This window comes from Sulfoacidibacillus ferrooxidans, from assembly GCF_022606465.1.
GTDB classification, from domain to species: domain Bacteria; phylum Bacillota; class Bacilli; order Alicyclobacillales; family SLC66; genus Sulfoacidibacillus; species Sulfoacidibacillus ferrooxidans.
The window spans coordinates 1-21857 of the sequence record NZ_JALBUF010000015.1; the positions used below are offsets into that span (position 1 = coordinate 1).

Genomic DNA, 21857 nt, shown 5'->3' on the forward strand with positions numbered 1-21857 from the left:
AAGGAGTCATTGGGATCGTCGCAGGGAAACTCACGCAAAACCTGTACAAGCCTACGCTGTGCCTGTCGATCAAAGATGGCGTCGCTAAAGGATCAGGACGGAGTGTACCTGGTGTGGATCTCTATGCACTCTTGCAAGCGTTCGCTTATTCTACCTTTTCGAGGGGATGGGCAAAAATACCCTAGTTTGTTTTGTTCCCATTTTGTTTAAGACACCCTTTCGATAGTAGTCTATCAGTCCTTCTTTTTGTGTCCACCAATTTATACTAGGTCCATTCACGAATCTGACATTCCGACGGAGCACCTGTTGCAAACGAAGGAGCGGGAACTCGAATCTCTGCGGGATGGGGTGAATCGTCTCAAGGACTTATTCGTGATGGGCGACGTGACAAAGGCAGAGTACAAAACGCGGCTGGAACGCCTGAAGGATCTGATAGTGAAAAAAGAGGACGAGTATGAACAACTGAAGGAGAGCCTGGACGGATGATCACCCCTTACCCACGCCGAACGAAAGCAGAGGCTTGACGAACTCAAATCTTCCTGGACAACCGCCATCGACGTAAAAGAGCGCAACCGGCTCATGAAGTTGATTATTGAGCGGATTGAATACAGGCGGAACGGGGGCGAAATTGATATTGAGGTGAAATTTAAATAAGCATAATCCGCTACGACATAAGCGGTCGCACGCTGTTGTCCACTTTTATCACTGATCATTGTCCACGCTTCCAGTAAACATCCTGGGCTTTATGCTTGATACCGTCAATATGGACTGAAAGACACTGCTCGTCCACGCGAAATATCAACATGACTTGATAGAGCCCGTGCCGTACCCAATATCCTTCCAGAGGACCATTTCTGATCTGTTTGGCCGTCAGGGTCGGAGAATGCGAGAGTCGATGAAAAGAGTCATCCAAAATTCGCTCTTTCACATTCGTTGGATATGCGAGTATCCCCGCCAATTCATCAATACCCGTCTTGGACCAAGTGACTTGGTACGATTTATCCACGTTCGGCACCCTGAATTCTTTCCCGCAGGTACTTCAGCCCGTCCTCCTGCCCGAAAACGCGTCCATTCTCCCGATCTTGTTGGCTCATTCGAATTTGTCGTAAGATATCTGGATCCCCGGCGATTGCGACGATGTCATCATCATCTGGGCTCTTTTCCACCACCAAGCTGACTTGGAATTCGTCTTCAATCAGTTGAACGAGATCTGTCCACTCCACATAAGTTTTCCCTTTCAATTTATCGTAGAGTTCGTCCACAGTCATGTGCTTCATCAGCAAACACCATCCTTTGACTTGAGTATACCTCAAGAGAATTGAAACAAGAGCACATTAAAATATTGGCATTTATTACTATATAACAAACGCGTACATTGTGAACAGCCCATGACCATCAAAGCGATTCCCAGGAGACGCAGGTGATCGCATCGAATCCAAAGGTTGTTGTTCCCTAACCGTCGGCCAAAGTCCGCTTAAATTCGTTCAACATTGGATCCGTAATTTCCCTGAAAAGAGAAAACGAAATATTGTTCATTGCAGGATTTGAAGCTTTCACCCCCTCAACAAAAATCCTTAAATATTCAAACACACTGCCATCCTCAACTATGCGCGCCATTTCAAATTCCTCCTTGGCATTTTCCCATTTTTCATATATTCCATCTTTTTCGCCCGGATTCGTATATAGCAATTTAAATCTCATTTTTATCCACCTGGAATGGAGATTGTCGATATCAGAAGCAGTCATAAACTTTTGAACTTCCGCTTCAATTTCCGGATGTTGATTTTTGAATTCAGAAAGTAAGTCAAGAAGTTCGCCCGCGGTCAGATTGTTATTCATGCATTCCATCAGAGGTGAGAATACATCATTATATTTAACGGTCATAAATGCTATAAATTCCCGCAACGAGAAAGCCTTATTTTTGTGATCGTGGCTATATACATCCGCATTCCCACCGACTGAAATGGCCTGTAATTGATCCACTTTCCCGAGTTCTTCTACTGCAAAGGAGGCCATAATAAAGGCCTTACTGTATAACCGATTCTTAGCAAGAAGCTCCCCAGCTGAGATGAACTCCATTGCGTTCTCCACGGCCAAAGGAATTAACTCGTATGCGTCTTGAGGAGAAAGCGTTTGTTTCTTCATTATAGTGAATACCCCCGTTGAACAGAGAAACAGCCAACCTATTTTGCTGATTTCCTGAATCCATATGCTTTATCTCTCTATTTTCCTACGCTGGATTCGTTTATGGACCTGTTATCAGTGACAGGTCGGTAAAGTACTCCACTTTCAGCGTATATTGCTATTCGTAGCCCCGCAGGGCTACGAATAGCCGATGGAGAGAAATACCGCTTTCGATTCACGGGCTGCCTTTTGGAACGCCTCTGGACCCCAGGGCAGGGGTACCAGTCGACCGGGTTGTGCGCGTGTTGGAGCAGATAGGGCGACTTTTCGTGGATGAGGCGGTTGGTGTGTTTGTGTTCGGCATTGTTGGATTTCACGGTCATAACATCCTTCCTGGATGGTTTTACCGCTATTGTACACCAACGTGACGCCATGTAGAGTAGAGTAAAATGGACTCAAGATTGGAATCAGTTTTCCAATAAGCGCCTTGGCTCAAAGATCCCCCTTAGTATCCTGCAGGTAGCCCTGAACTGATTTTGCAAGTCCCCATGCAAAGACGACCGATATCAGAACGACAATCCACGCTATGGACATCGTCACGCCCGTGCCATACTGGACAGCGATGAGTCCTGATATCGCCATAGCAACAGGAACGAGAACCGAGTGAAGCAACGTTAATGCCCCCGTTGCAGAGCCCATAAATTCAAGCGGTGCAGTGCGTTGACGAATTAAGCCGATCGTCTGATTGGCAAATCCAGATCCGAGTTCGAGTAGAAACAGACCGAACACAAGCCCACCCATACCTCCATCCAGCGAGACGACGGCAATTCCAGCAGCAATCAGCACAGGAGACACCACAACAAGCATCTGACTGCGACTCCGTAACAGCCGCGGACCCATTATTAATGACAGCACAGTCCCCACCGTCGCAAGACTAAGCCCCACACCAATTTGGGTGGCAGATAGATTTGCAGCTTGCTTCAAATACAGCACATATTCCCCGAGGAAGACACTGAAGCCAAAGTTCTGAACGGACGTGTAGATAACCATTTGCCGCAGGAGTCGACTGGACCATACAATATGCAGCCCCAAAAGAGGATTCGTCGTCTTGTGACTTTTCGTCCCTCTCTTTGGATAGTGTTTCGGGCTTATTAAAGTAAAGACAGAGAGGAACATGACGATACCGGCCGCGAGAAATGCATGAAAAAGGCCGGTCGCAATAAGTATGCCAGCGAATCCTTTCGCCAGAAACTGTTGAATCGGCGCGATGGTGCCCATCCAGGCATTTACGGTTGGCAAGTCTTCTTTATCCACCGTTTGCGGCACAAGGGAGCGTGAAGCAGCCCGTGTAATCGCTATGAACACGTTCCACAGAAAGACTAGAATGAGTAGCAATGGCATGGAGTGTTGGTTGCGTAACAAAAATCCGATACCTATCGTGAAAACTGCACCTACAACGTTACCTGCTACCATCAAGATGGATGGAGAGAAGTTGTCCGACAGCCATCCAAAAATGTAACTGCTAAGAATGGATCCGATACTTCCAAACGTATTGACGTATCCTAGTGCAAACGCCGGATTGGGAAATGTGGTTGCCAGCCACTGAATCGAGAACTGACCAATGCCAGCGGCATTTGCCGTCAGAAATCGGGATATCCATAGTCGCCAGACAAGAGGATACCGCTTCACAATGGACCCACCTGTGTGCATAACCAATGGTATTCTCCTTCCGAATCTGATGGTATCTGTCCTCACCGATTAGCCTATGGCTTCTACTCGTCAACTCTGGCTATGATCTGTTTACTATCACGCCTCCCACGATTAGTCAGATGAATACGTACTAACAACGATCATGACAGCATGACGGAGTCGTGCGACCCAATGCAGTAACATTAACGTGCTTTGAACCATAAATTTACATTAGTTTCAAATAAATTTACTATTACTGATAAGCACCCGTTGGGTTAGAGTCACTTTTCCCTTAATAGAGTAGACCAACGTAGGTATAGGCCACATCTGTGTTCGAGATATCTGCTCCAGGCTTGGGCTTGCAGAAATTTCAGTACCGTTGAAATGTGATCCCAAGCGCATCTAGCGATATCTCAATTTTAGTCTATAAATATTCCGACTTTAAGACTTTCTAAATACAATTGTCACGGATTTAGGTTACCGGTCCAATGGTTTGTCTAACTGAATATTATTGCACTGTACTCGTACAAATATAGAAGTTTTTCCTTCAGTCTTGCCTGCGGGCAAATGGAGGCTTCTAATTGTTTAACAGTATACTCACCCGTACAATTCTGAAGCAATGCCTCTACCTCTGCACTTATTTCAAGAACAGGTGAATCGATTAAGTTGGGCGTGCGCACAAATAATAACCTTTTACATTGAATCGATTCAATACGAATGAATCGATTCTTAACTGGTTTAAATGCTTCCAACCGGGCATCTTTACGGAGTGCAAATTGGTCTGTGGTCTCGAAGTACATTCCTCTCGAATCATCTATCCACTGCCAGATGCGCAATTCATCCCAACGAACTGATTCGTCATCCGGACAGGTTTGTGAATCGAGAATATACTTGATAAAATCCCACGCTTCCAGAAGGTCGTTATTTCTCAGAGCATCTAGTCTTTTACTATGAAATAACTTCCATAATACCCTGAGAAAGTCTGGCGATAAATTTGCTGCCGTGCGAGGTAACCACCGTAAGACGTCCGCTAGTTCGACCGAGTTACTAACCTCGGTTGCATTTTGATGAAAACGCTCAAATATTAATTCAAAGATTCTTTCATACGATTGAACCCATCCATCCCCCTCTTTACTTGATTCCCTAAACAGAGCGTGTCCAGATTTTCCGAGTAAATTCCGTGCTGTATCTATTTGTCTTTGTCACCATGAACACCTCGAATCGATTTACTTATTTTCACACTCTCGATTCGTTGTGTCCACCCCTATAGCCTAACAGCAGTTGCACGTGAATTACTCGGTTTTGTTTGGGCCATTGCCTGCGAGGTTGAACAAAGAGACAAGGAGCGGGAGCAAACATCAGCCTGATTCATGGCGCAATGTCCGTGCTCTTTCGTCTCAACTGTGGTGAAGGATCTGGCTCGTAGGCAAGTCCCGGGATAGGGAATCCTCGTACAACCTATGTGCTAGACGCTCGTCAAACGCACGATTTTAGTCTGAGGCAGCCATTGACGGAGGTATCACTTGCGGTACCCAACCCGCGTATATCAGATTGCCGACCGTTGCAGAAGATTTGCCTGCGAACCAGATCCTTCACTTTCAAACTGTGCACCAGTGGAGATGTCTCCTTAAGGTCGACACCTCCCGTAGTTCAGTACGGGCCTAACGTTGCTTCGTCAAGAGCTTTCGCGGCATATCCTCGCTTCGCTGCGGTATTCCACGGACTCTTGACGACCGAAGGACCCGCGTGGTAAGGGGAAAAACAAGATCTGGCTGGGAGACTTGACAGGCCTCGTTCATATCAGGTTTTTAGAACCTTCTGGATTTATCCATGGGGAGGTTTAGGAAACCCCAAGTGGACTATCTTGTCATGATCCGGCAATTCCACTGATAGTAAAAATGGACTAGGGCGCAAATGGTTCATTCGAATCTGGTTGATTGTTTGACGAGGGCTTACTATTTGCTTAATGGAGTGGTACGAATGAGTGGAGGCGGACTTCACTAGCGACGCGGTTGCATCGATCACCAAAGTGACAAATGAAGTACAGCGAATCGAGAGTCTGTCTTTTGAATATAAAGAAGCGTGGGTTGGAGAGGTAACGGTAAAAGCCATATCAAAAATCTCCTTCTTGTGGCCTATGATGAACATCGCCACAAGCAAAGGATACCGCGATTTTCCGGAGTCAAGTGTGCGTTGGATTATGATCGAGAAAAAACGATGGGCAGGGAAAATGGAGGTGTGATATGGAGTCCAGTCAACTATTGGCGAATGTAAGCCTCTTTCGTGACCTGAGTGCTGAGGAACTAGAACGCGTTCGGGCGCTGTGCGTGGAACACCACTATGTCCGCACACAGACTCTGTTCTCCGAGGGACAGACTCGAGAAGCAGTGTATTTTATTCGTAAGGGACTGATCAAAATCTCCAAGGTCGATGTCGAAGGTCGAGAGCACATCGTGAATCTATTGGGCCGTGGCGAAATGTTCCCACACGTCGGGTTCTTTACGGATGATCCCTATCCAGGCACCGCACAAGCAGTGGAGCACAGCGATGTGTTAGCCATAGGGTGTGCTGCGTTCGATAGGCTGCTGATGGATGATCCGTTGATCGCACGCAAAGTCATGCGCGTCATGGGGGAGCGCATTGTGCAACTGCAGACCAAAGTGCAGGACTTATTCATATCGAACTCTCACGAGCGTGTTCTGACTCTGTTACGGCACCTTATCGAAGAGCATGGAAGAACGCAGCATGACGGCGTGCACTTGCGTCTCTCGATCACTAACAGCGAGATGGCCATGATGATCGGTATGACACGGGAATCCGTCAATCGAGTATGGAATGAGCTGAGACGTGCTGGCGTGATTACAGGCGATCGGGGGGAGTGGATCGTTTACCCGGAACGGTTGCCATGAGCCTGAAAGTTCAGGTCCCTCGATACTGATTATTGGAGGCGCGATACGCGATATACATACCCTCCGCACCCGCATTGATCCACGAATCGCACCGCAACTGCATCCCGGAAGCGATCAGCCAGAGCCCGAAGCAAGTAATCGTCGGGATTCCCGTGCTGTGGCGCAATGGCCAAATTCACAAATCCCCCCGGCCCCGTTTCGAGAATCGCCTGGATAGAGTCTGCAATCACCAGGTCACGATCATCTGCATATTCCTCTGTTTCTAAATTTACGGACCAATTTTGTTTACTCATCTTTGCACCTCCGTTGCATGTTGTATGTCTGTAGATTATCACCCAAGGGACGGTTCTAGTGTGATTCAGAACACACTCTCTTGCGCACCTAGGGTGCATACTGAAGTTGTTACTGCGACTGAATGAGGAGGGACTGCCTGTTGGTACAAGAATGATTCGCTGCAGTGATTGATGTTCGTCAGTTTGCCCCCGCCGTGAAGCATCAGACCATTTTCGGTGTGTGGGATGCACTATCCCATGGATCGTGGTTGCTACTCGTCAATGATCACGACCCTAGGACGCTATACTATCAACTGTCCGCCGAGTATGCAGGTCAGTTTGAGTGGACCTACATTGAAAAGGGTCCTACTCGTTGGCAGGTACAGATTGACAAGAGAGTGAGGGAGTCGTCATGACACGACGTTTGGTGGAGCTAGATGTTCGCCCGATGCTGCAGGCCAGAGAAGAACCTTTTGCCCGCATTATGGAGGCAGTGCAGGGATTGAAAGGAAATGACGTACTTCAGTTGCATGCGACCTTTCTTCCCGAGCCTTTGATTCGAGTAATGAGTCGACAAGGTCTTTCTCATTGTGCTGTCCAAATGAGTCCAGAGCACTTTATCGTGGACTTCTACAGAGACGATTCGAAACGGCCCTATAAGCATCTCGACAATCGTGGGCTTGAGCCACCGCAACCCATGACGCGCACGCTCGAATGTTTAGAAGGCATCTCGGAGTTGCAAAACGGGGACATCGGACTTGAGATCTGGAATGATCGGGTGCCAGCTTTTTTGCTACCAGAGTTAGATGAAACTGGTTGGGTATATGAGATCTACGAGGAGGATGACATCGTACGGGTTCGGATCGATCGGTAAGGCAACGTTATGCGCTAACTCGGGAGGGAATATTCATGGGCGATGGAAAGCACGGTGTCGTCGATCTTGAAGAAATACGTGAGAGGATTAAGGAAGTCTGTGACCCCGAAATAGGGATCAATCTGGTGGACCTTGGGCTGATTTATGGATTGCAGGAACTGGAGCCGGGTACGGTACAAGTGGAGATGACCATGACCACGCCCGGGTGTCCCGCACATGACAACTTGAGTCAAGCGGTGAAATGGGCAGTAGCTCAGGCGACTCATGTTTATATGGTCTACGTCGACGTCGTTTGGGATCCGCCATGGTCGCCAGAACGGATGTCAGACGCCGCAAAGCGCCAATTAGGATGGTGATCCCAAAGCTCTTTCTACGAACGTCTGCCCGCTGGCCAACAGATACCCTGAGACGAGGAGAGCATACGCATGATGAGAGAAACTGAAATTTCCAGTCAGTCTCCGCCTTATACCGTACCGCTTCGGTATATGACCTTTGGAGTATTTTGTTTCGGTCTTTTTGCCCTCGATATGACCTCGCAAACGCCCTCGCTTGCGGTGGGAAATCCAGGGGCGGCGTCTGTGGTTGCGGCCGCGCATCTCCTGACGCTCGGGTCGTTGCTGTCGTTTGTCATGGGCGCCGTCTATCAACTGTCAACCGTTGCTTTTTTAATCCCACTCGCGAGTGTGCGTATCGCTCGCTGGAATTTTTGGTTGTATGCTATGTCGTTTGTCGGGTTATGGGTGACGATGAGCCAGTGGTGGGAAATGGGGTTTCTCGTTTTCGGTGGAGCGCTGATCCTGGCCATCTATCTCTATGCCGGTACGGTCCTCGTATCGTTGTGCAGTGTAAAGAAAAAGGATAGTCTATGGAGCTTTATTGTATCGGCGCACGTGTATCTAATCTTGGCAGTTAGCGTCGCTATTTTGTTGGTATTGACGGACTCTGGAACGACACCAGGGTTGAACCCATGGATGAATCAATTGATCGCCACGCATATCATCTTGGCCGTAGGCGGATTCTTTACATTGCTGCTTATGGGGTTCAGTTACAAACTCTTTCCCATGTTCACATTAGCGCACGGCTATCGTGTTCACTGGTATCGACCGACACTCTGGCTGGTCCATATCTCGATCCTTTTGGCCATCGCGGGAATCTGGAGTCATATAGATGGGATTACTTATTCCGGGATGGCCGTTGGTACGGGGGCGTTCGTCTTTCATGCATTCTCACTGCGTGACATGTTTGTACACCGTATGCGCAAGCGGCCAGAGTCACCTATGCAGGCGGCAAGATGGGCGCTTTTGGCAGGCGTCCTCGGGTTGGTTCTGTTGGCTTTTGTACAGTGGCTGCACCCGGACGAGCAGGCCGGATGGCAGAGTGTTGTTATCTTGTATCTACTGGGGTGTGTCACCTTGACAGTCATGGCTTACGCTTATAAGATCCTTCCATTTTTAATCTGGAGCCATCGCTCACGCCACGATCCTGGGGCAGGAAAACCTGCTACGATTGCTGATCTTCTAAACGTGCGTCAGTCACAACCCGTCTTTCTTTCCTTTGGAGCTGGGGTCTTGCTGTTCACTGTCGGTAGTGGCCTGATGTGGCAGTGGATAACATGGACGGGAACGGTTGTGACGGCTGTGGCGATCCTGATTTTTTGTGTCCAAATGGTGCTGGTGTTAACGAAACTAAAGGAGAAAAAGAGTTCATGAGAAAATTCACACTGACGTTTACACAACCGAAGATCCAAACCATGATGCAGAGGGAAGGATTGACACTGAGGCAATTGTCTTTGGAAGAAGGCCAGACCCTGGACCGCCATCATGCGGCGCAGGTGCTGACGATCGTCGTTTTGTCGGGTGAGATTGAATTTGTGGCGGGCAACGAGAGCGTCGTGTTGCGTACACACGATCTCGCCACGATAGACGCGTACGTGGAGCACGCCGTAAGATCGATCAAGCAAAGCGTGGTGCTGCTCGTACTCACACCGGATGCACATTAAATTGCGACCGCAATCCGCTTATGTCTGAAGGCGCGATCACACGAGAAGCGGCCTTTGTTTCAGTAGAACCACTGACCACTTGGCTTGTTTCACGTTGAGACTAGTCTGATCGGACTTCCTACTATCTAGTCATTTGGTAACGAATAGTTAGTAGGTTCGTGTCTATTGCGTACTGAGGATGGCAGATATATTTGACACGTAGTGATGATACGAAGTCAATAGGACGAGAGAGGGTTCCACCATGGATGTCGTAAATGAGTACGTGCAAAAGAGTCCCGCTATACAAATGGACTTCTCCCAGTCTCCATATATTGCAATTTGGGAAGTGACTCGTGCATGTCAATTGCACTGTTTACATTGTCGAGCGCAGGCTCAACGGCAGAGAGATCCGCGAGAGCTTTCGACTGCGGAAGGGCTCGAACTTATCGATCAGATTGCTGAAATGGGTACGTCTTTCATCGTATTCACAGGTGGTGATCCTCTGGAACGAGAGGATTTGTTTACGTTTATTTCCTATGCTCGTAGTTTGGGGCTCCATGTTGGCATTTCGCCGAGTGCTACTCCAAAGGTAACTAAAGAGGCCATTGTACGGGCCAAGGAGGTAGGACTGTCTCGGTGGGCTTTCAGTTTAGATGGTTCTACAGCGCAAATCCATGATCAATTTCGAGGAACGAAGGGATCATTTGATCTGACCATAAATGCACTGAATATACTTTTCGAGGAAGGTATTGCCATCCAGCTAAACTCCACATTGTCAGTGTATAACTTTCACGATCTGTCGAATATTGCAGACCTAGCAGAGTCTTTCGGAGCTGTATTGTGGAGTGTGTTTTCGTTGATCCCAACCGGGCGAGCACGTGCACAAGACATGATTTCTGCACAGGAGCATGAGCAAGTAATGGAATGGCTATATCAACAAAGTCTCCGTCGCCCTTTCCTCATCAAAACCACGGAATCCCCTGAATACCGGCGGGTTGCCTTGTTACACGATTCAGCCAGTGTCCGTAGAAGCGTGAATGATGGTGATGGATTTGTTTTTATTTCTCACATTGGGGACGTGTTTCCTAGCGGATTTTTGCCTATTCTATCAGGTAATATACGAGACGATAAGCTCAGCCATATTTATCGCGAATCGGAAGTATTTTGCGCATTACGGGATCGGTCTCGGCTAGTGGGCAAATGTGGTATATGTCCATTTAGAGAGGCCTGCGGGGGATCGCGGGCGCGCGCATACGCAGTCACTGGAAATTATTTTGAGAGTGATCCGTTATGCCTTTATACTCCAGGCGAAACAGTAGATGGAATCAGTAACCGACATCGACCGCAGACAATGCTGGGGTGACTATAGGTTGTCACCTCAAGTTTCGTACCCTGATAGCGCTCGTGAAGCCATGCCCCGCTTGGGTTCGTTGGCTTTCCACAAATGAAGACACCCTTGTTGGAGCAGTATCATTTTTGTTGAGTCAGTAAACTAGTAAATCTGGACACAATGATAAAAAAAGAAAGAAAGCAGGAATCCATATGCGAGTGTATGACAAAGAATTCAAAGAAGAAGCACTGAAATTATCTTATGAGGTCGGACCATCAGCGGCCTCCACACAACTGGATAGCCTCTCGGCATTTGTTTTTTATTGATTCCTCAAGGCTTGATGGTCTTGAGGTTTTTGCCGTTTCCTCCACCACTGACGTGGTCGTCGCACCTTCTTAGGTATGAAAAATAGAAGTTTCTTTTCGAAATCCGCCGAAAAAACACCTCAAAAATCTGCAAATAACACTTGACATGTAAAAACCACCCCAATAATCGCGGTGCAGAGCCATCCAACTCTATCCTCGACGAAAGGGGTAGTCAACCCCATGTTACCTTCCATTCGTGCGCACGACCAGTACCAATCTTTCGTTCTCGAACAATGACGTAGCCATTACTCTGGCGGCATTCTCATGCTTGTCGCCAAGGACTGGTCATTCATCCAGAAGTTCTGGCTACTCGACCTCTCCGAGTTGAGTCCGTATGATGATGTCACCCAGTGTGTCCACTGAATGTACACCATTATACGGACTCAACTTTGAGACAACTAAGTACGGGTGCAAGTAATCGAGAGATCGCACAGGCGGCTGCCTACGCCACGCGAATCAGGCTTGACACTGCCCGACTCGCCAGAAACGCACCGTTTCATCATGAGGAGAAGGTGGAGCCGTTACGCTTCGGACTGGGCTACTGGTTACATGGGACGTGCTCCGCCTATGCGAAGAATGTGCAGCAGTCCTAGACTCACGAGGAGTAAACCGATCGCTTGCGCGACGCCAATGAGGATTTCCCACCCATATCCCTCGGCCGCATGATCCAGCAATAGCGTGAACAGGCCCAACAGCGAGGCAGAGGCATAGATACTCATTCCCCATACAAAAGGTATACGTTGTACCATGTCATCGAGGGCAGGAGCCGTTTTGCGATCGGACGCATAAGAATAGCGGTATTCAAAACGGAGAAAGGGGACGATTTTATGCAAATAAGCAATAAACAGTGGGACGAGTCCTCCAAATAGCATGACATAGGTAATGGCCACGGACCAAGTTCCCATCTGCAGGCACATCGCAACAATGGCGGCCGTAGTGGCGACGAGTAAGACTGCTGTGGAGACCAGTGCGGCGATCAGCGATGGTGCCAATCGTTTCCTCTTTCGCGCCTTGAGAATCCGTGAGGAGTCGCGGGTAAAAAGCAGTAAAGCAACAAGCATCAGGCATCCACCTAGAAAGCCGGATAGGGTCAGCACCGGACGCCACCCGTGTGAGGCATCATGAAGCCAGATACCCGAAAGCAAGAGTAGCAGTCCTAGTACATAGATGCGGACAACACGCTTAGCCGAGACCTCATAACCATGACTGAGTGCGAACATTGGGAAGAATTTATACGATAATATGATGACCATCAGCATCCAAAAACCGAGCAAGCCGATCCCGCCGTGTGTGGTCAGCCACTGATTACTGCCATTGATCGTGCCGAAGGCAAGGACAATTCCGAGAATCATGACGATGGGCAAGATGAATAGGGGCCAGCCGACCTGCTCCCAGACTGCTGTGCGATTGCGTGCCTGCCGCAAGGCAGCAAAGACCAAAAAACCATAAGCCAAGGTGACAAGTAGCAGAGACAGACCACCATAGGCGACGATGTCAAACCGGTTGGCTAGAAATCCAAAGACCATCAGCAAGACGGAAAGCGTGTGAAGAGGCAGGTGCCAATAGAGCACATGTCGCGGTAGCGGCCTCGCTTGAAACGCGATCGGTACGAACTGCCACAAGATGCCGGCCGCTCCTGTAAGCAGCATGCCTAGAATAAGCGCGTGTACTGTAGCTAGGATCACACCCGCCCCGAGGTTGCCGCTAACTGCAAAAGGAAGCGAATATCCGGATAGTACACATGTAGGGATAGCCCATGCGAGTGCAACCCCTACGTACCAGAGTGTCGCGGAGAGATGTTTTTTTTGAGTACTGACGTTGGTCATGGTCGGGTTCCTCACTTCTCAGAATAACGGTGTAGACGGTAGTGCGACAGCACCACCGTCCATTCATATGGGTAGATCAGTGAACCAAACTATACGCTATTTGATGCGCTGACATTGTGCTCAAAATCACAAATGTGATTCAGCACACAACAGACGCAGACGACGATGCGTTACACTAAGATCGACCACTACAAGAGGAGGATCACAATGAGAATACAACCCGTGGCCCGTGTTTTTATCGGAATGGGTATGGTTCATTTTCTTGCGGGTGCGATCCTCGGCGCGCTCATGACGAATCATCTGGCGTGGGCTAATCTGCTTACGCCCTATCACGCTGAACTTAACCCTTTTGGCTGGCTCACCTTTCTCATATATGGAATGACGTATGCCGTGTTGCAGCTATTCGCGTCCTTGCGCGTTCCTTGGCCCGTGTTGCCATGGCTACACTTCGCGAGTGCCGAGGCTGGACTCATCGCCATTTTGTTGGGCAATGGCACCGCGCTAACGGGGATACTGGACGTCGGTTGGTCCTTGCAGGCTTTAGCAGCTCTTCTATTTATGGCAGCTGTTCTGTCGGCCGTCGTCGATGCTCATAAGCCTCGACGTGTTGCCGAATCCTTTGCGCCAAGTGCTGCTGAATTGCTTTCCCTACCGTCGTCGTTCGCAGGGTTTCGTTTGGGTCGACAAGATGTCATATGGCGTCAGACCGATCGCGTGGCCGAACGAGGAACCAGTATGGCTCTTGTTCTTTTTGTAGGCGTTGCTGTCGTCGCATGTATTCAGGCCATTCGCTACGGAGGCACACCGTGGCTGTCTTCTACACGCATACAAATTCTATTGTATGACGGCTGGCTCGCTGGAACGGTACTCGCTGTCTCGTTGCATTTGCTACCGCGTTATGAGCGCGTGCGTCCTTTGCAAAAAACACAAGTGTCTATCATTCAATGGCTCTGGTTTGTAGGCGTGCTCTGTGCTGGTTTTGCGAATCCGGAAGGATGGCTTCACCACTGGGCTCTGCGAGCCATAGGTCTCTCGTTTACTTGGCTTGCCGCACTTTACCTCAGAGAGTTACCTCGAATGCCTAAAGAAGTGCCTGTAGTGAGCCGAGTCGCGTGGTGGATGGCATGGTTGTTTGCATTCATCCTTGGTGTCTTGCAGGTACTTGGCGTGGACCCCTTGTCCTTGCCATCTTTGCATTTGCTCTTTTTAGGGTGGGTAACCACGCTCGTATATGGCATAGGATACACCTTTTTCCCGCTGATATTAAACCGCCGACCGGCCCCGGCACCGTGGGCCCTCGGACAAGTCAGCGTCTCCGGACTAGGGGCCGTGATGCTGATCATCGGCATGATCGGGATCGGTCAGCAAAGTACTGCGACGTGGGCTTTACCATGGCTAGCATCAGGAGGCACCTGCGCGACGCTCGGTTTCATCGCCTTTATTGGACAGTGGCTGATTCGCGGTTGACCGGAGAAGGATCGTAGCGTTCACATCCGCACCATGTGCTACTTGGACAATACAATAGGGGTCGCGCGCCATAATGAGTTCTTCATTGGTCGGGATCACCATGACTTTGATGGGTGAGTAAGGACTGGAGATGACTCGTTCGCCACTCCCTTCATAGTTGGCTTTGGCATCTAGATAGATGCCGGCGTACTCAAAGCCTCGGCAAATTCTTTCGCTCATTTCTGGACTGTTTTCACCAATGCCAGCCGTAAATACGAGTCCGTCGGTTCCGTTGAGGCCAGCGAGAGACAGCCCAATATAATTGTGCAGCTTCGAAATATATCATTCGAGCGCCAGATGAGCGCGTTTGCTTCCCCTCTGCTCGTGATCCAACAAGACCCGCACATCGTTGCTGATACCCGAGACGCCGAGTAAGCCGCTGTGGTGGTTGAGCATGTCGAAGACTTGAGCAGTCGTGCTGTTCTCTATCTGTTCAATGTAAGGGATGATGCCGGTGTCGATAGTATCGCTTCGTGTGCCCATCGTCACTCCGGCAAGTGGCGTAAAGCCCATTGACGTGTAGTACGACTGACCACGGCGGATGGATGTCACGCTCACGCCATTGCCAATGTGACAACTGATGAGACGCATCCGTTCCTTGGGGGTCTCCATGATCTGGGCTACGCGCTCTACCACATAGCGATGGCTAGAGCCGTGGAAACCATATTTATCCGCCGTAAAGCCCCGCACTTCAGTGCTTAGCATTACCCATAAATATTAGGCGGGTGAAGGATCTCCCACATCGTAGTTAGATCATGGAGTCGGCGGAAGCCTCGCCAGAGCACCTTTAAGCCGGGATTGCCATCGCTTTTGCGTCCGAGAAAACCACCGAGTTTGGCAATCCACAGTACAGCGGTTTGCATATTCGGAGGTTGCTCGGGAAGAACGGTTGTCTTGTGCGTCGCTGTATAGAGGGCCTGCCATTCGCTTTCTCTGAGCGCTTCCGTGCAGGGTGCCTCTGGCGTTTCCCTAGCCTGATAAGTAAGCCGCAGCAAACGTGAGGCCACAATGCTGTATACTGCGAGTGCACGCATGAGCCGATCTTTCGTCTCCAACTGAAGCTTTTCTATCTGACAACCACTTTTTAGGATGTAATGGTATCGCTCAATCCGCCAACGATAGGTGTACCAAGTTAAACATGGTAGAGCTTCTTCAAAAGTAGTGATAGGTAACGTGGTCAAAAGCATCCACTCGATAGGTGGTTCGCCATCCTGCGGCGATTGTTCTCGCACGAGTAGGGCGTTCACTGTGGGGGGTGCCAGATTCTCCTTCTTTCGATGATGTGGCGTCCTTAAGGTTACCGTTGCAGCCTGTAAGGTAAGGATGGCCTCCCGTTCAGGGCGTTCGTCTCTACGTGGTACTTTGATGGTTGTTTGACCAAGGACGGGGGCGTTCTCAACAACATGCCAGAGATGGTCATCCGAATCATGAAGTCGGCGATCCCAGGCGGCTCGAACCAAAAAATCATGGTTGTTGACTGCGAGAAGGAACAGATCAAAGATATCACTTTCCCTGTCTCCGACCATCATTACTTTGGTAGTATCAGGAACGACAGTTCGTACTTCTTTCGTAACGTCGATCCAACGTACGCTCTCTTTGTCTTCCAAAGGACGTTGTCTACGGAGTTCCCGTTTTCCCTTATCCTCAGTAGAGCGAGTCCACAAACGGTGGGCCAAGATTCCTTGCGGGACCCCCTTGGTAGATACGGCAAGGCAACTGTGTAGGAAAAAACCAGACAAACCTGTCTGCCCGATAGGTCCCAGTCCTTCGGCCTTTCGGTGCAAGGTGAAAGTAACAATGGTCGTATCTTGTACGGCCAGAATCATAGACTGATCCTGCATGTTATCTAGAGTCGCCCCTCTATGGGAATCGTATATGGCCTTACCTGTTACCTTCTCGTTGCTGAAGAACCGATGGGCCGCTTTGGTGGCGCTCCACTGACCAAGGGCTTCGGGTAAGGAACTTTGCGGATGCTCAGTCAGCTCTGCAACGAAGGAAACCAGTCGCTGAGTAAGACGAGCATCACCAAAATCAGCTGTTCCGCATTCCTTGGCTGCCCACAGCATCAGTGTGTCCTCGAAGTGGTCAATGACTGTCGGAAATGGCGGTGTAAGGGATACAGATAAACATCCTTAACAGGAACGTTCTGGCGATGATGACGGTCCAATTTACCTCGCCCTGTAGTCTGACCCGCGTAGAGCCAATTGGCAGCTTTATAGCAGGTGCCGGAAAATCGCTGCCGTTCTACAAAGGTTTCTAGTAGAACTGGGTGGTATCCATACAGTTGTGGCCAGTCGCGCACCACTTGCCGAACGGCTAGGCTAAGGATGCGAGACGCCAGGTTGGGCACGTGAACCCAAGGTAGGATTAGGAAGCGAGCGTTGTTGACCACTAAATGAAGATGTGCAGTACGTTCCTCAGGTGTCCACCCGATAAAGGAGTCTCGGGCAGCTGTTTTCCAGGCAGCAGCACCGAAGCCTATGGCAGCTAATAGCATGTTTTCGTGCCTGACAAGATATCGGATCTGGGCACCAGGCAACGGTTTGTACCCCAGATAATGATAACGCGCCACGACTTCGTTCCATAGCTTAGAATCTGCCGCGGTGACAACTCGATGGAGTACGGGACTCGCCATTTCCGAAATCGCACAACGCACCTCCGGTTGAGGGTTGGAAGCAGCCGTGAATTCCGTACCACAGACAGGCGTGTATGAATGTGTCGGCGCAGGGAGTGACAGAAGTCCATCCTCCTGCATTCGCAATAGAGCCACTCTGGCGGACATGACTTTGGGAAGTCCGTCAGGTTTAACCCAAGTGAGGGCAGTGCACAGAGCACGAGCAATGGCTGCTCTGGTTGGATATTGTTGGGATGTGGTGATCGTCCGAATCATCTCAATATCCGATTCGGAGAAGACTCTCCCACAGTAACGATGACCTGAAGCCGCTGGCATAAGTTGAGTACTCATGAGGCAAGTCTACAAAAACTCAGGGCATGTGTTCAGCATTATTTTGGAGGTACTTATGGGTAATGCTAAGAGCTAAAGCAAGGGGTTTTACGGCGCATTTGATAAGAGTGCACATATTTTGGCATCGTATCAGGCAGTAAGTGTTCCATCGGAATCGTTCGATTGATCCATTCGCGCGTAGAGCGCGTTCAATTCTTACTCATGATTTGTCTCCCGGAAACGGTAATGCAATCGCTACGATAAAAATAACCAACATAGTAGCCACAACAAGGATATCCGGAATAGATAAATTTAAAAATGAATATTACCATGCTGGACCTGCCTGAATCGGTGGATGTAATCCAATAGTCAAAAGGTTTGATCACCTTCACGGTATATTCATGTATTGTTTCATATTCAGACATGATTTTAGTCTGTTTTACCTTTTGGTAACATGCTGCCTGTCTCGTATTCTGACCATAATGATCATCTATTCATATGTGTGTTACAGGTATCAAACTGGTCCAAATGGGTCATGAGATCAGAAGCTCTCCATGTTACAGTCAAGTAAAGGTACATGATGATTGTATCAACATCATTCTAATGTCTTAGGTGGGATTGATATGGGAGCTTTCAATGTTAATGAACGACCCATACTAGTTTTTTGGGAATCGACACGAGCGTGTTTACTGGCGTGCAAACATTGCCGTGCGCAAGCCATAGCACAACCTATGCCAGGAGAACTGTCTACAGAAGAAGGATATCGTTTTATTGAAAGTTTAACCTCATTTGGTAAGCCTTATCCCGTTCTTATTGTCACAGGGGGTGATGCTCTGATGAGAGAGGATGTCTTCGCTCTCATTGCTAAAGCCCGTTCGTTAGACATTCCAGTTGGAGTAGCACCGAGCGTTACCCCACGATTAACAGATGAAGCCATTGTACAAATGAAAAATCTTGGTGTAAAGGTTATTTCGCTTAGTTTAGACGGAGCTACGGCTCAGACTCATGAAGGCGTGCGTGGAATTGAAGGGCATTTTTCTGATACGATCGACGCGATGCAAAGACTGGTTGATGCTGGTTTTGAAGTTCAGATCAATACTGCTGTGATGCGCGATAATGTTCATGAGTTACCTAGAATCGCCCACTTATTAAAAACCAACGGGGTGCACATTTGGGAAGTTTTTTTCCTCATCCACGTAGGGCGGGGAATCGATTCACAAGAAATTTCACCTATTGAATGTGAAGATGTCTCTCACTTTTTGTTTGATGTGTCTACTTATGGTATGACCGTGCGCACCGTAGAGGCACCTTTTTTTCGCAGGGTAGTAGCTGAACGAAAACTACATGATCCCCAAAGGACGATGACTCTTCCAGAACAGATCGCTGAGATCTTTCATTTGAGTCCTCTCTATCAGAAGTTATCGAACGAATTAACCATGTTATTAGGCGCTTCAACAACGGCATCTAAAGCTCAAACAAGCGGAACACGAGATGGAAAAGGCATTATCTTTGTATCTTATGATGGAACCGTCTATCCAGCAGGTTTTCTACCACTTCCACTTGGAAATATACGTGAAGAAAGCTTATCTACCATCTATCGTAACCATCCAACGCTACAGGCTATTCGCAGTGGAACTTTCAGTGGAAAATGTGGTGTGTGTGATTATGTGGATGCTTGTGGTGGGTCTCGTTCTCGTGCATTTAGTGATTCAGGAGATCCTTTAGCGGAGGATCCAGCCTGTTCTTATGTACCTACACAGTTACATGTGAAGTAATCCGTAAAAGGTGGAATCTACAATTATGAATAACCCTCATGTGGTCATTATAGGGGGAGGAATCACTGGGCTTGTGGCCGCCTATCGTCTCCATCAACTCTATGCATCTGAAACAGAAGGTGCTATATCGTGTACTCTCGTAGAAAAAGAGGGCCGACTTGGCGGGAAAATTCAAACAAAGAGAACGGATGCATACACACTGGAAGTAGGACCAGACTCGATCTTTACCCGTAAACCGGCCGGTGTTGAATTCATGAAAGAAATAGGCTTACACGATACCATGATTCCAGTCAGTTCACAAGGTGGCACGCTTGTGTGGCATCAGGGTAAACTTCATCCTTTGCCACCAGGCATTCAAACGGGCGTTCCATCAGATCTTAGTGCCTTTGCAAAAACGAAATTAGTGAGTTTGCAAGGTAAGGCTCGTGCACTCCTTGAGGTGTTGCTTCCGCATGTACCCTATCCAGATGATGTATCAGTAGGGGAGTTTTTAAGAAAACGACTGGGCAATGAAATTGTGGATACTCTTGCAGCACCTCTTTTATCTGGGATTTACGCAGGAGATATCGATCATTTGAGTTTACAGGCCACCATGCCGATGTTACGTGAATTGTACGAAAAAAATGCTCGGTTATTACTTGGTGCAGTTCGGCAAAGAAAACGTGTATCATCGGTATCGCGCTTATCAGGGCCGATGTTTATTACACTTGAACATGGCCTCGAACAATTAGTGGATCACGTAGTATCACAGATTACAGAGTATACCGATGTGAAAGTAAATACTCAAGCCTTAGATATTCAGCTGACATCGGATGGTAAATACTATATTCACATCGTTGAAGAGGGTCGAGAGTCGCTGGTGCCTGCGGATGCAATCATTCTGGCTACACCAGCCTTTGACTCAGCTGTACTTTTGGGTGGATTAGAGATAGATGTGAGAAAGTTAAAGACCATTCGTTATGCCTCAACGGCCACTGTTTCATTCGGATATACGCGTCCTTCTTATGCATTTTCGCTTGTGGGATCTGGATTTTTAGTGCCACGTCATGAAGGGATGAGCATCACTGCCTGCACGGTTGTATCAAATAAATGGGTGCATGCGTCAAAAAAAGGAACTTTATTAATTCGCTGTTATGTGGGACGTGATGGAGATGAGGAGGCAGTTACATGGGATGATGAAAAGCTGATTCGAAAAGTGAAAGAGGATTTGGAAAAAACGACAGGGTTGAAAGATGAACCTGAGTTTGTTCACATAAAACGTTGGGAATCCTCTATGCCTCAATATGATGTTGGTCATTTACAACGACTGGAGCAAATTGATCAGGAAATCGCAAAGTTGCCGGGTATCTTTTTGGCTGGAGCTGCATATCGGGGTATGGGAATTCCTGACTGTATCCAAGATGCAACACGGGTCAGTCAGCATGTAAAAAACTATTTGCATGAATAACGCATATCCTTTACCGTAGCTAACTTTCATCGTTACGTATAGTAGGATTCAAATGAAACTCTTCTCCCCCCGAGATGACGTAGTTGTATCCGGGGGGAAGAGTTTCTGTGATCCACGAGTGATTAGTGACTTAAATGAACCATGCACTCATGGATCCAAGGCCATAGGAAATTACGCCCACAAGGATACCTACCATCATCATTTCTAAACCACTTTGCCACCAAGGGCGTAGAGTGACCCATGATTTGACTGCACCTACTACATAGTGCGCGATGATGCTCACTATAGCAGCTAGCATAAATCCCCATGAGTTCGTAAAGAAAAACAGTGGGACAAGCGGTATAAAGGCGCCAATGAGTGTGGATATTCCGGCAAAAAGCATGGCGTGCCATGGATTTTTTGAGTGCAACTCCATCCATCCAGTATGATCAGTAAGAACTCGGTGTAAGAACCGTTCTGGATCTTTTGAAAGACGCTCTACAATCCAAAGAGACTCTGCATGAGTAAATCCATCTTGCTCGTAGTCATGGACCAATTCGCTGATGTACTCTTCTACATGAGTAGTAAAGTGGCGCTGATGATCCACTATATCTCGTTCCTTTACTTCATTTTCAGAGCGTGCAGCAAGCCATGCGCCAGCTCCCATAGACAGAGTGCTTGCGATGGCTCCAAATAAACCGGATACAAGAATCATCCGATGGCTATTCGTAAATCCTGACACACCCGCTATAATGCCAAATATGGCAGCTAAACCGTCATTTACGCCGTAAATTGCGTCACCCAGCCATGTTTTTATATGCATTAGAGTATGGGTACGA

23 protein-coding genes and 2 pseudogenes are annotated in these 21857 nt (G+C 48.4%); 13 read left to right on the top strand and 12 right to left on the bottom strand.

The genetic code is table 11. The features are described 5' to 3' along the window. The coding region (locus MM817_RS13785; RefSeq protein ID WP_241716188.1) for a hypothetical protein at positions 1–185 on the top strand (185 nt) is incomplete at its 5' end. Positions 186–306: 121 nt separating this feature from the next. Further along, positions 307–486 carry a hypothetical protein gene (locus MM817_RS13790; RefSeq protein ID WP_241716190.1) on the top strand — a complete coding sequence of 60 codons (180 nt, stop codon included), beginning with the start codon at positions 307–309 and terminating at the stop codon, positions 484–486. 223 nt (positions 487–709) lie between these two features. Here the strand turns inward: MM817_RS13790 and MM817_RS13795 are convergent, their stop codons facing one another. The 6 genes and pseudogenes from MM817_RS13795 to MM817_RS13820 all read right to left on the bottom strand — a co-directional run bounded on the left by MM817_RS13795 (position 710) and on the right by MM817_RS13820 (position 4613). Beyond that, a complete protein-coding gene (locus MM817_RS13795; RefSeq protein WP_241716192.1) occupies positions 710–1006 on the bottom strand; it encodes a type II toxin-antitoxin system RelE family toxin in 297 nt (98 codons plus the stop codon). Next, the gene (locus tag MM817_RS13800) at positions 999–1277 is read right to left on the bottom strand and encodes a hypothetical protein (protein WP_241716194.1); all 279 of its coding nucleotides are present in this window, start codon (positions 1275–1277) and stop codon (positions 999–1001) included. Before MM817_RS13800 ends, MM817_RS13795 begins: the two co-directional genes overlap by 8 nt. Before the next feature lie 175 nt (positions 1278–1452). Beyond that, entirely contained in the window at positions 1453–2145 is a 693-nt protein-coding gene (locus tag MM817_RS13805) for an AbiV family abortive infection protein (RefSeq protein WP_241716196.1), read from the bottom strand. Between the two features lie 180 nt (positions 2146–2325). Beyond that, a pseudogene (locus MM817_RS13810) lies at positions 2326–2507 on the bottom strand (DUF255 domain-containing protein); the annotation flags it as partial. A 109-nt stretch (positions 2508–2616) separates the two neighbouring features. Beyond that, a complete protein-coding gene (locus tag MM817_RS13815) occupies positions 2617–3813 on the bottom strand; it encodes an MFS transporter (RefSeq protein ID WP_241716198.1) in 1197 nt (398 codons plus the stop codon). Positions 3814–4310: 497 nt separating this feature from the next. Then, a complete protein-coding gene (locus MM817_RS13820) occupies positions 4311–4613 on the bottom strand; it encodes a hypothetical protein (protein WP_241716200.1) in 303 nt (100 codons plus the stop codon). Between the two features lie 1184 nt (positions 4614–5797). Between MM817_RS13820 and MM817_RS13825 the strand changes: the two genes are divergently transcribed. Together MM817_RS13825 and MM817_RS13830 are read left to right on the top strand one after the other, a co-directional pair. Continuing rightward, the gene (locus MM817_RS13825; protein ID WP_241716203.1) at positions 5798–6055 is read left to right on the top strand and encodes a hypothetical protein; all 258 of its coding nucleotides are present in this window, start codon (positions 5798–5800) and stop codon (positions 6053–6055) included. A 1-nt stretch (position 6056) separates the two neighbouring features. Next, positions 6057–6722, top strand: coding sequence for a Crp/Fnr family transcriptional regulator (locus MM817_RS13830; protein WP_241716204.1), 666 nt, complete (start codon positions 6057–6059; stop codon positions 6720–6722). 29 nt (positions 6723–6751) lie between these two features. On the opposite strand, the gene MM817_RS13835 is transcribed toward MM817_RS13830, so the two are convergent. Further along, positions 6752–7015 (bottom strand): CGCGG family putative rSAM-modified RiPP protein, encoded by a 264-nt coding sequence (locus tag MM817_RS13835; RefSeq protein ID WP_241716207.1) that lies wholly within the window; start codon positions 7013–7015, stop codon positions 6752–6754. Between the two features lie 164 nt (positions 7016–7179). On the opposite strand from MM817_RS13835, the gene MM817_RS13840 reads away from it, so the two are divergent. From MM817_RS13840 to MM817_RS13865, 6 genes are all read left to right on the top strand, one after another. Then, a complete protein-coding gene (locus MM817_RS13840; RefSeq protein ID WP_336605181.1) occupies positions 7180–7410 on the top strand; it encodes a DUF2249 domain-containing protein in 231 nt (76 codons plus the stop codon). After that, positions 7407–7868 (top strand): DUF2249 domain-containing protein, encoded by a 462-nt coding sequence (locus tag MM817_RS13845; protein WP_241716209.1) that lies wholly within the window; start codon positions 7407–7409, stop codon positions 7866–7868. The genes MM817_RS13840 and MM817_RS13845 overlap by 4 nt, the downstream gene beginning before the upstream one ends. Positions 7869–7903: 35 nt before the next feature. Continuing rightward, positions 7904–8224 carry a metal-sulfur cluster assembly factor gene (locus MM817_RS13850; protein ID WP_241716211.1) on the top strand — a complete coding sequence of 107 codons (321 nt, stop codon included), beginning with the start codon at positions 7904–7906 and terminating at the stop codon, positions 8222–8224. A gap of 69 nt (positions 8225–8293) precedes the next feature. Further along, complete coding sequence (locus tag MM817_RS13855) at positions 8294–9577, top strand: hypothetical protein (RefSeq protein WP_241716213.1); 1284 nt, start codon at positions 8294–8296, stop codon at positions 9575–9577. Next, complete coding sequence (locus MM817_RS13860) at positions 9574–9867, top strand: cupin domain-containing protein (RefSeq protein WP_241716215.1); 294 nt, start codon at positions 9574–9576, stop codon at positions 9865–9867. Before MM817_RS13855 ends, MM817_RS13860 begins: the two co-directional genes overlap by 4 nt. Before the next feature lie 241 nt (positions 9868–10108). Then, entirely contained in the window at positions 10109–11209 is a 1101-nt protein-coding gene (locus MM817_RS13865; protein ID WP_241716217.1) for a radical SAM protein, read from the top strand. An 877-nt stretch (positions 11210–12086) separates the two neighbouring features. On the opposite strand, the gene MM817_RS13870 is transcribed toward MM817_RS13865, so the two are convergent. Then, positions 12087–13163, bottom strand: a complete 1077-nt coding sequence (locus MM817_RS13870; protein ID WP_241716219.1) for a hypothetical protein — start codon at positions 13161–13163, stop codon at positions 12087–12089. 411 nt (positions 13164–13574) lie between these two features. On the opposite strand from MM817_RS13870, the gene MM817_RS13875 reads away from it, so the two are divergent. Beyond that, entirely contained in the window at positions 13575–14834 is a 1260-nt protein-coding gene (locus MM817_RS13875) for a hypothetical protein (protein ID WP_241716221.1), read from the top strand. Here the strand turns inward: MM817_RS13875 and MM817_RS13880 are convergent. From MM817_RS13880 to MM817_RS17480, 3 genes and pseudogenes are all read right to left on the bottom strand, one after another. Beyond that, positions 14769–15578: pseudogene (locus MM817_RS13880) on the bottom strand (hypothetical protein). The gene MM817_RS13875 and the pseudogene MM817_RS13880 sit on opposite strands and share 66 nt — an antisense overlap. After that, positions 15578–16939, bottom strand: a complete 1362-nt coding sequence (locus MM817_RS13885; RefSeq protein ID WP_241716223.1) for an IS4 family transposase — start codon at positions 16937–16939, stop codon at positions 15578–15580. Before MM817_RS13885 ends, MM817_RS13880 begins: the two are co-directional and overlap by 1 nt. Then, a complete protein-coding gene (locus MM817_RS17480; protein WP_419723407.1) occupies positions 16939–17838 on the bottom strand; it encodes a DUF4338 domain-containing protein in 900 nt (299 codons plus the stop codon). The genes MM817_RS13885 and MM817_RS17480 overlap by 1 nt, the downstream gene beginning before the upstream one ends. 602 nt (positions 17839–18440) lie before the next feature. On the opposite strand from MM817_RS17480, the gene MM817_RS13890 reads away from it, so the two are divergent. Then, positions 18441–19592: a TIGR04053 family radical SAM/SPASM domain-containing protein gene (locus MM817_RS13890; protein ID WP_241716224.1), complete on the top strand. Its 1152-nt coding sequence runs from the start codon at positions 18441–18443 to the stop codon at positions 19590–19592. A 25-nt stretch (positions 19593–19617) separates the two neighbouring features. Then, positions 19618–21039: a protoporphyrinogen oxidase gene (gene hemG / locus MM817_RS13895; RefSeq protein ID WP_241716226.1), complete on the top strand. Its 1422-nt coding sequence runs from the start codon at positions 19618–19620 to the stop codon at positions 21037–21039. A gap of 130 nt (positions 21040–21169) precedes the next feature. Here hemG and MM817_RS13900 read toward each other — a convergent pair whose 3' ends face one another. Then, positions 21170–21841, bottom strand: coding sequence for a VIT1/CCC1 transporter family protein (locus tag MM817_RS13900; RefSeq protein WP_272880003.1), 672 nt, complete (start codon positions 21839–21841; stop codon positions 21170–21172). Positions 21842–21857 lie beyond the last annotated feature (16 nt).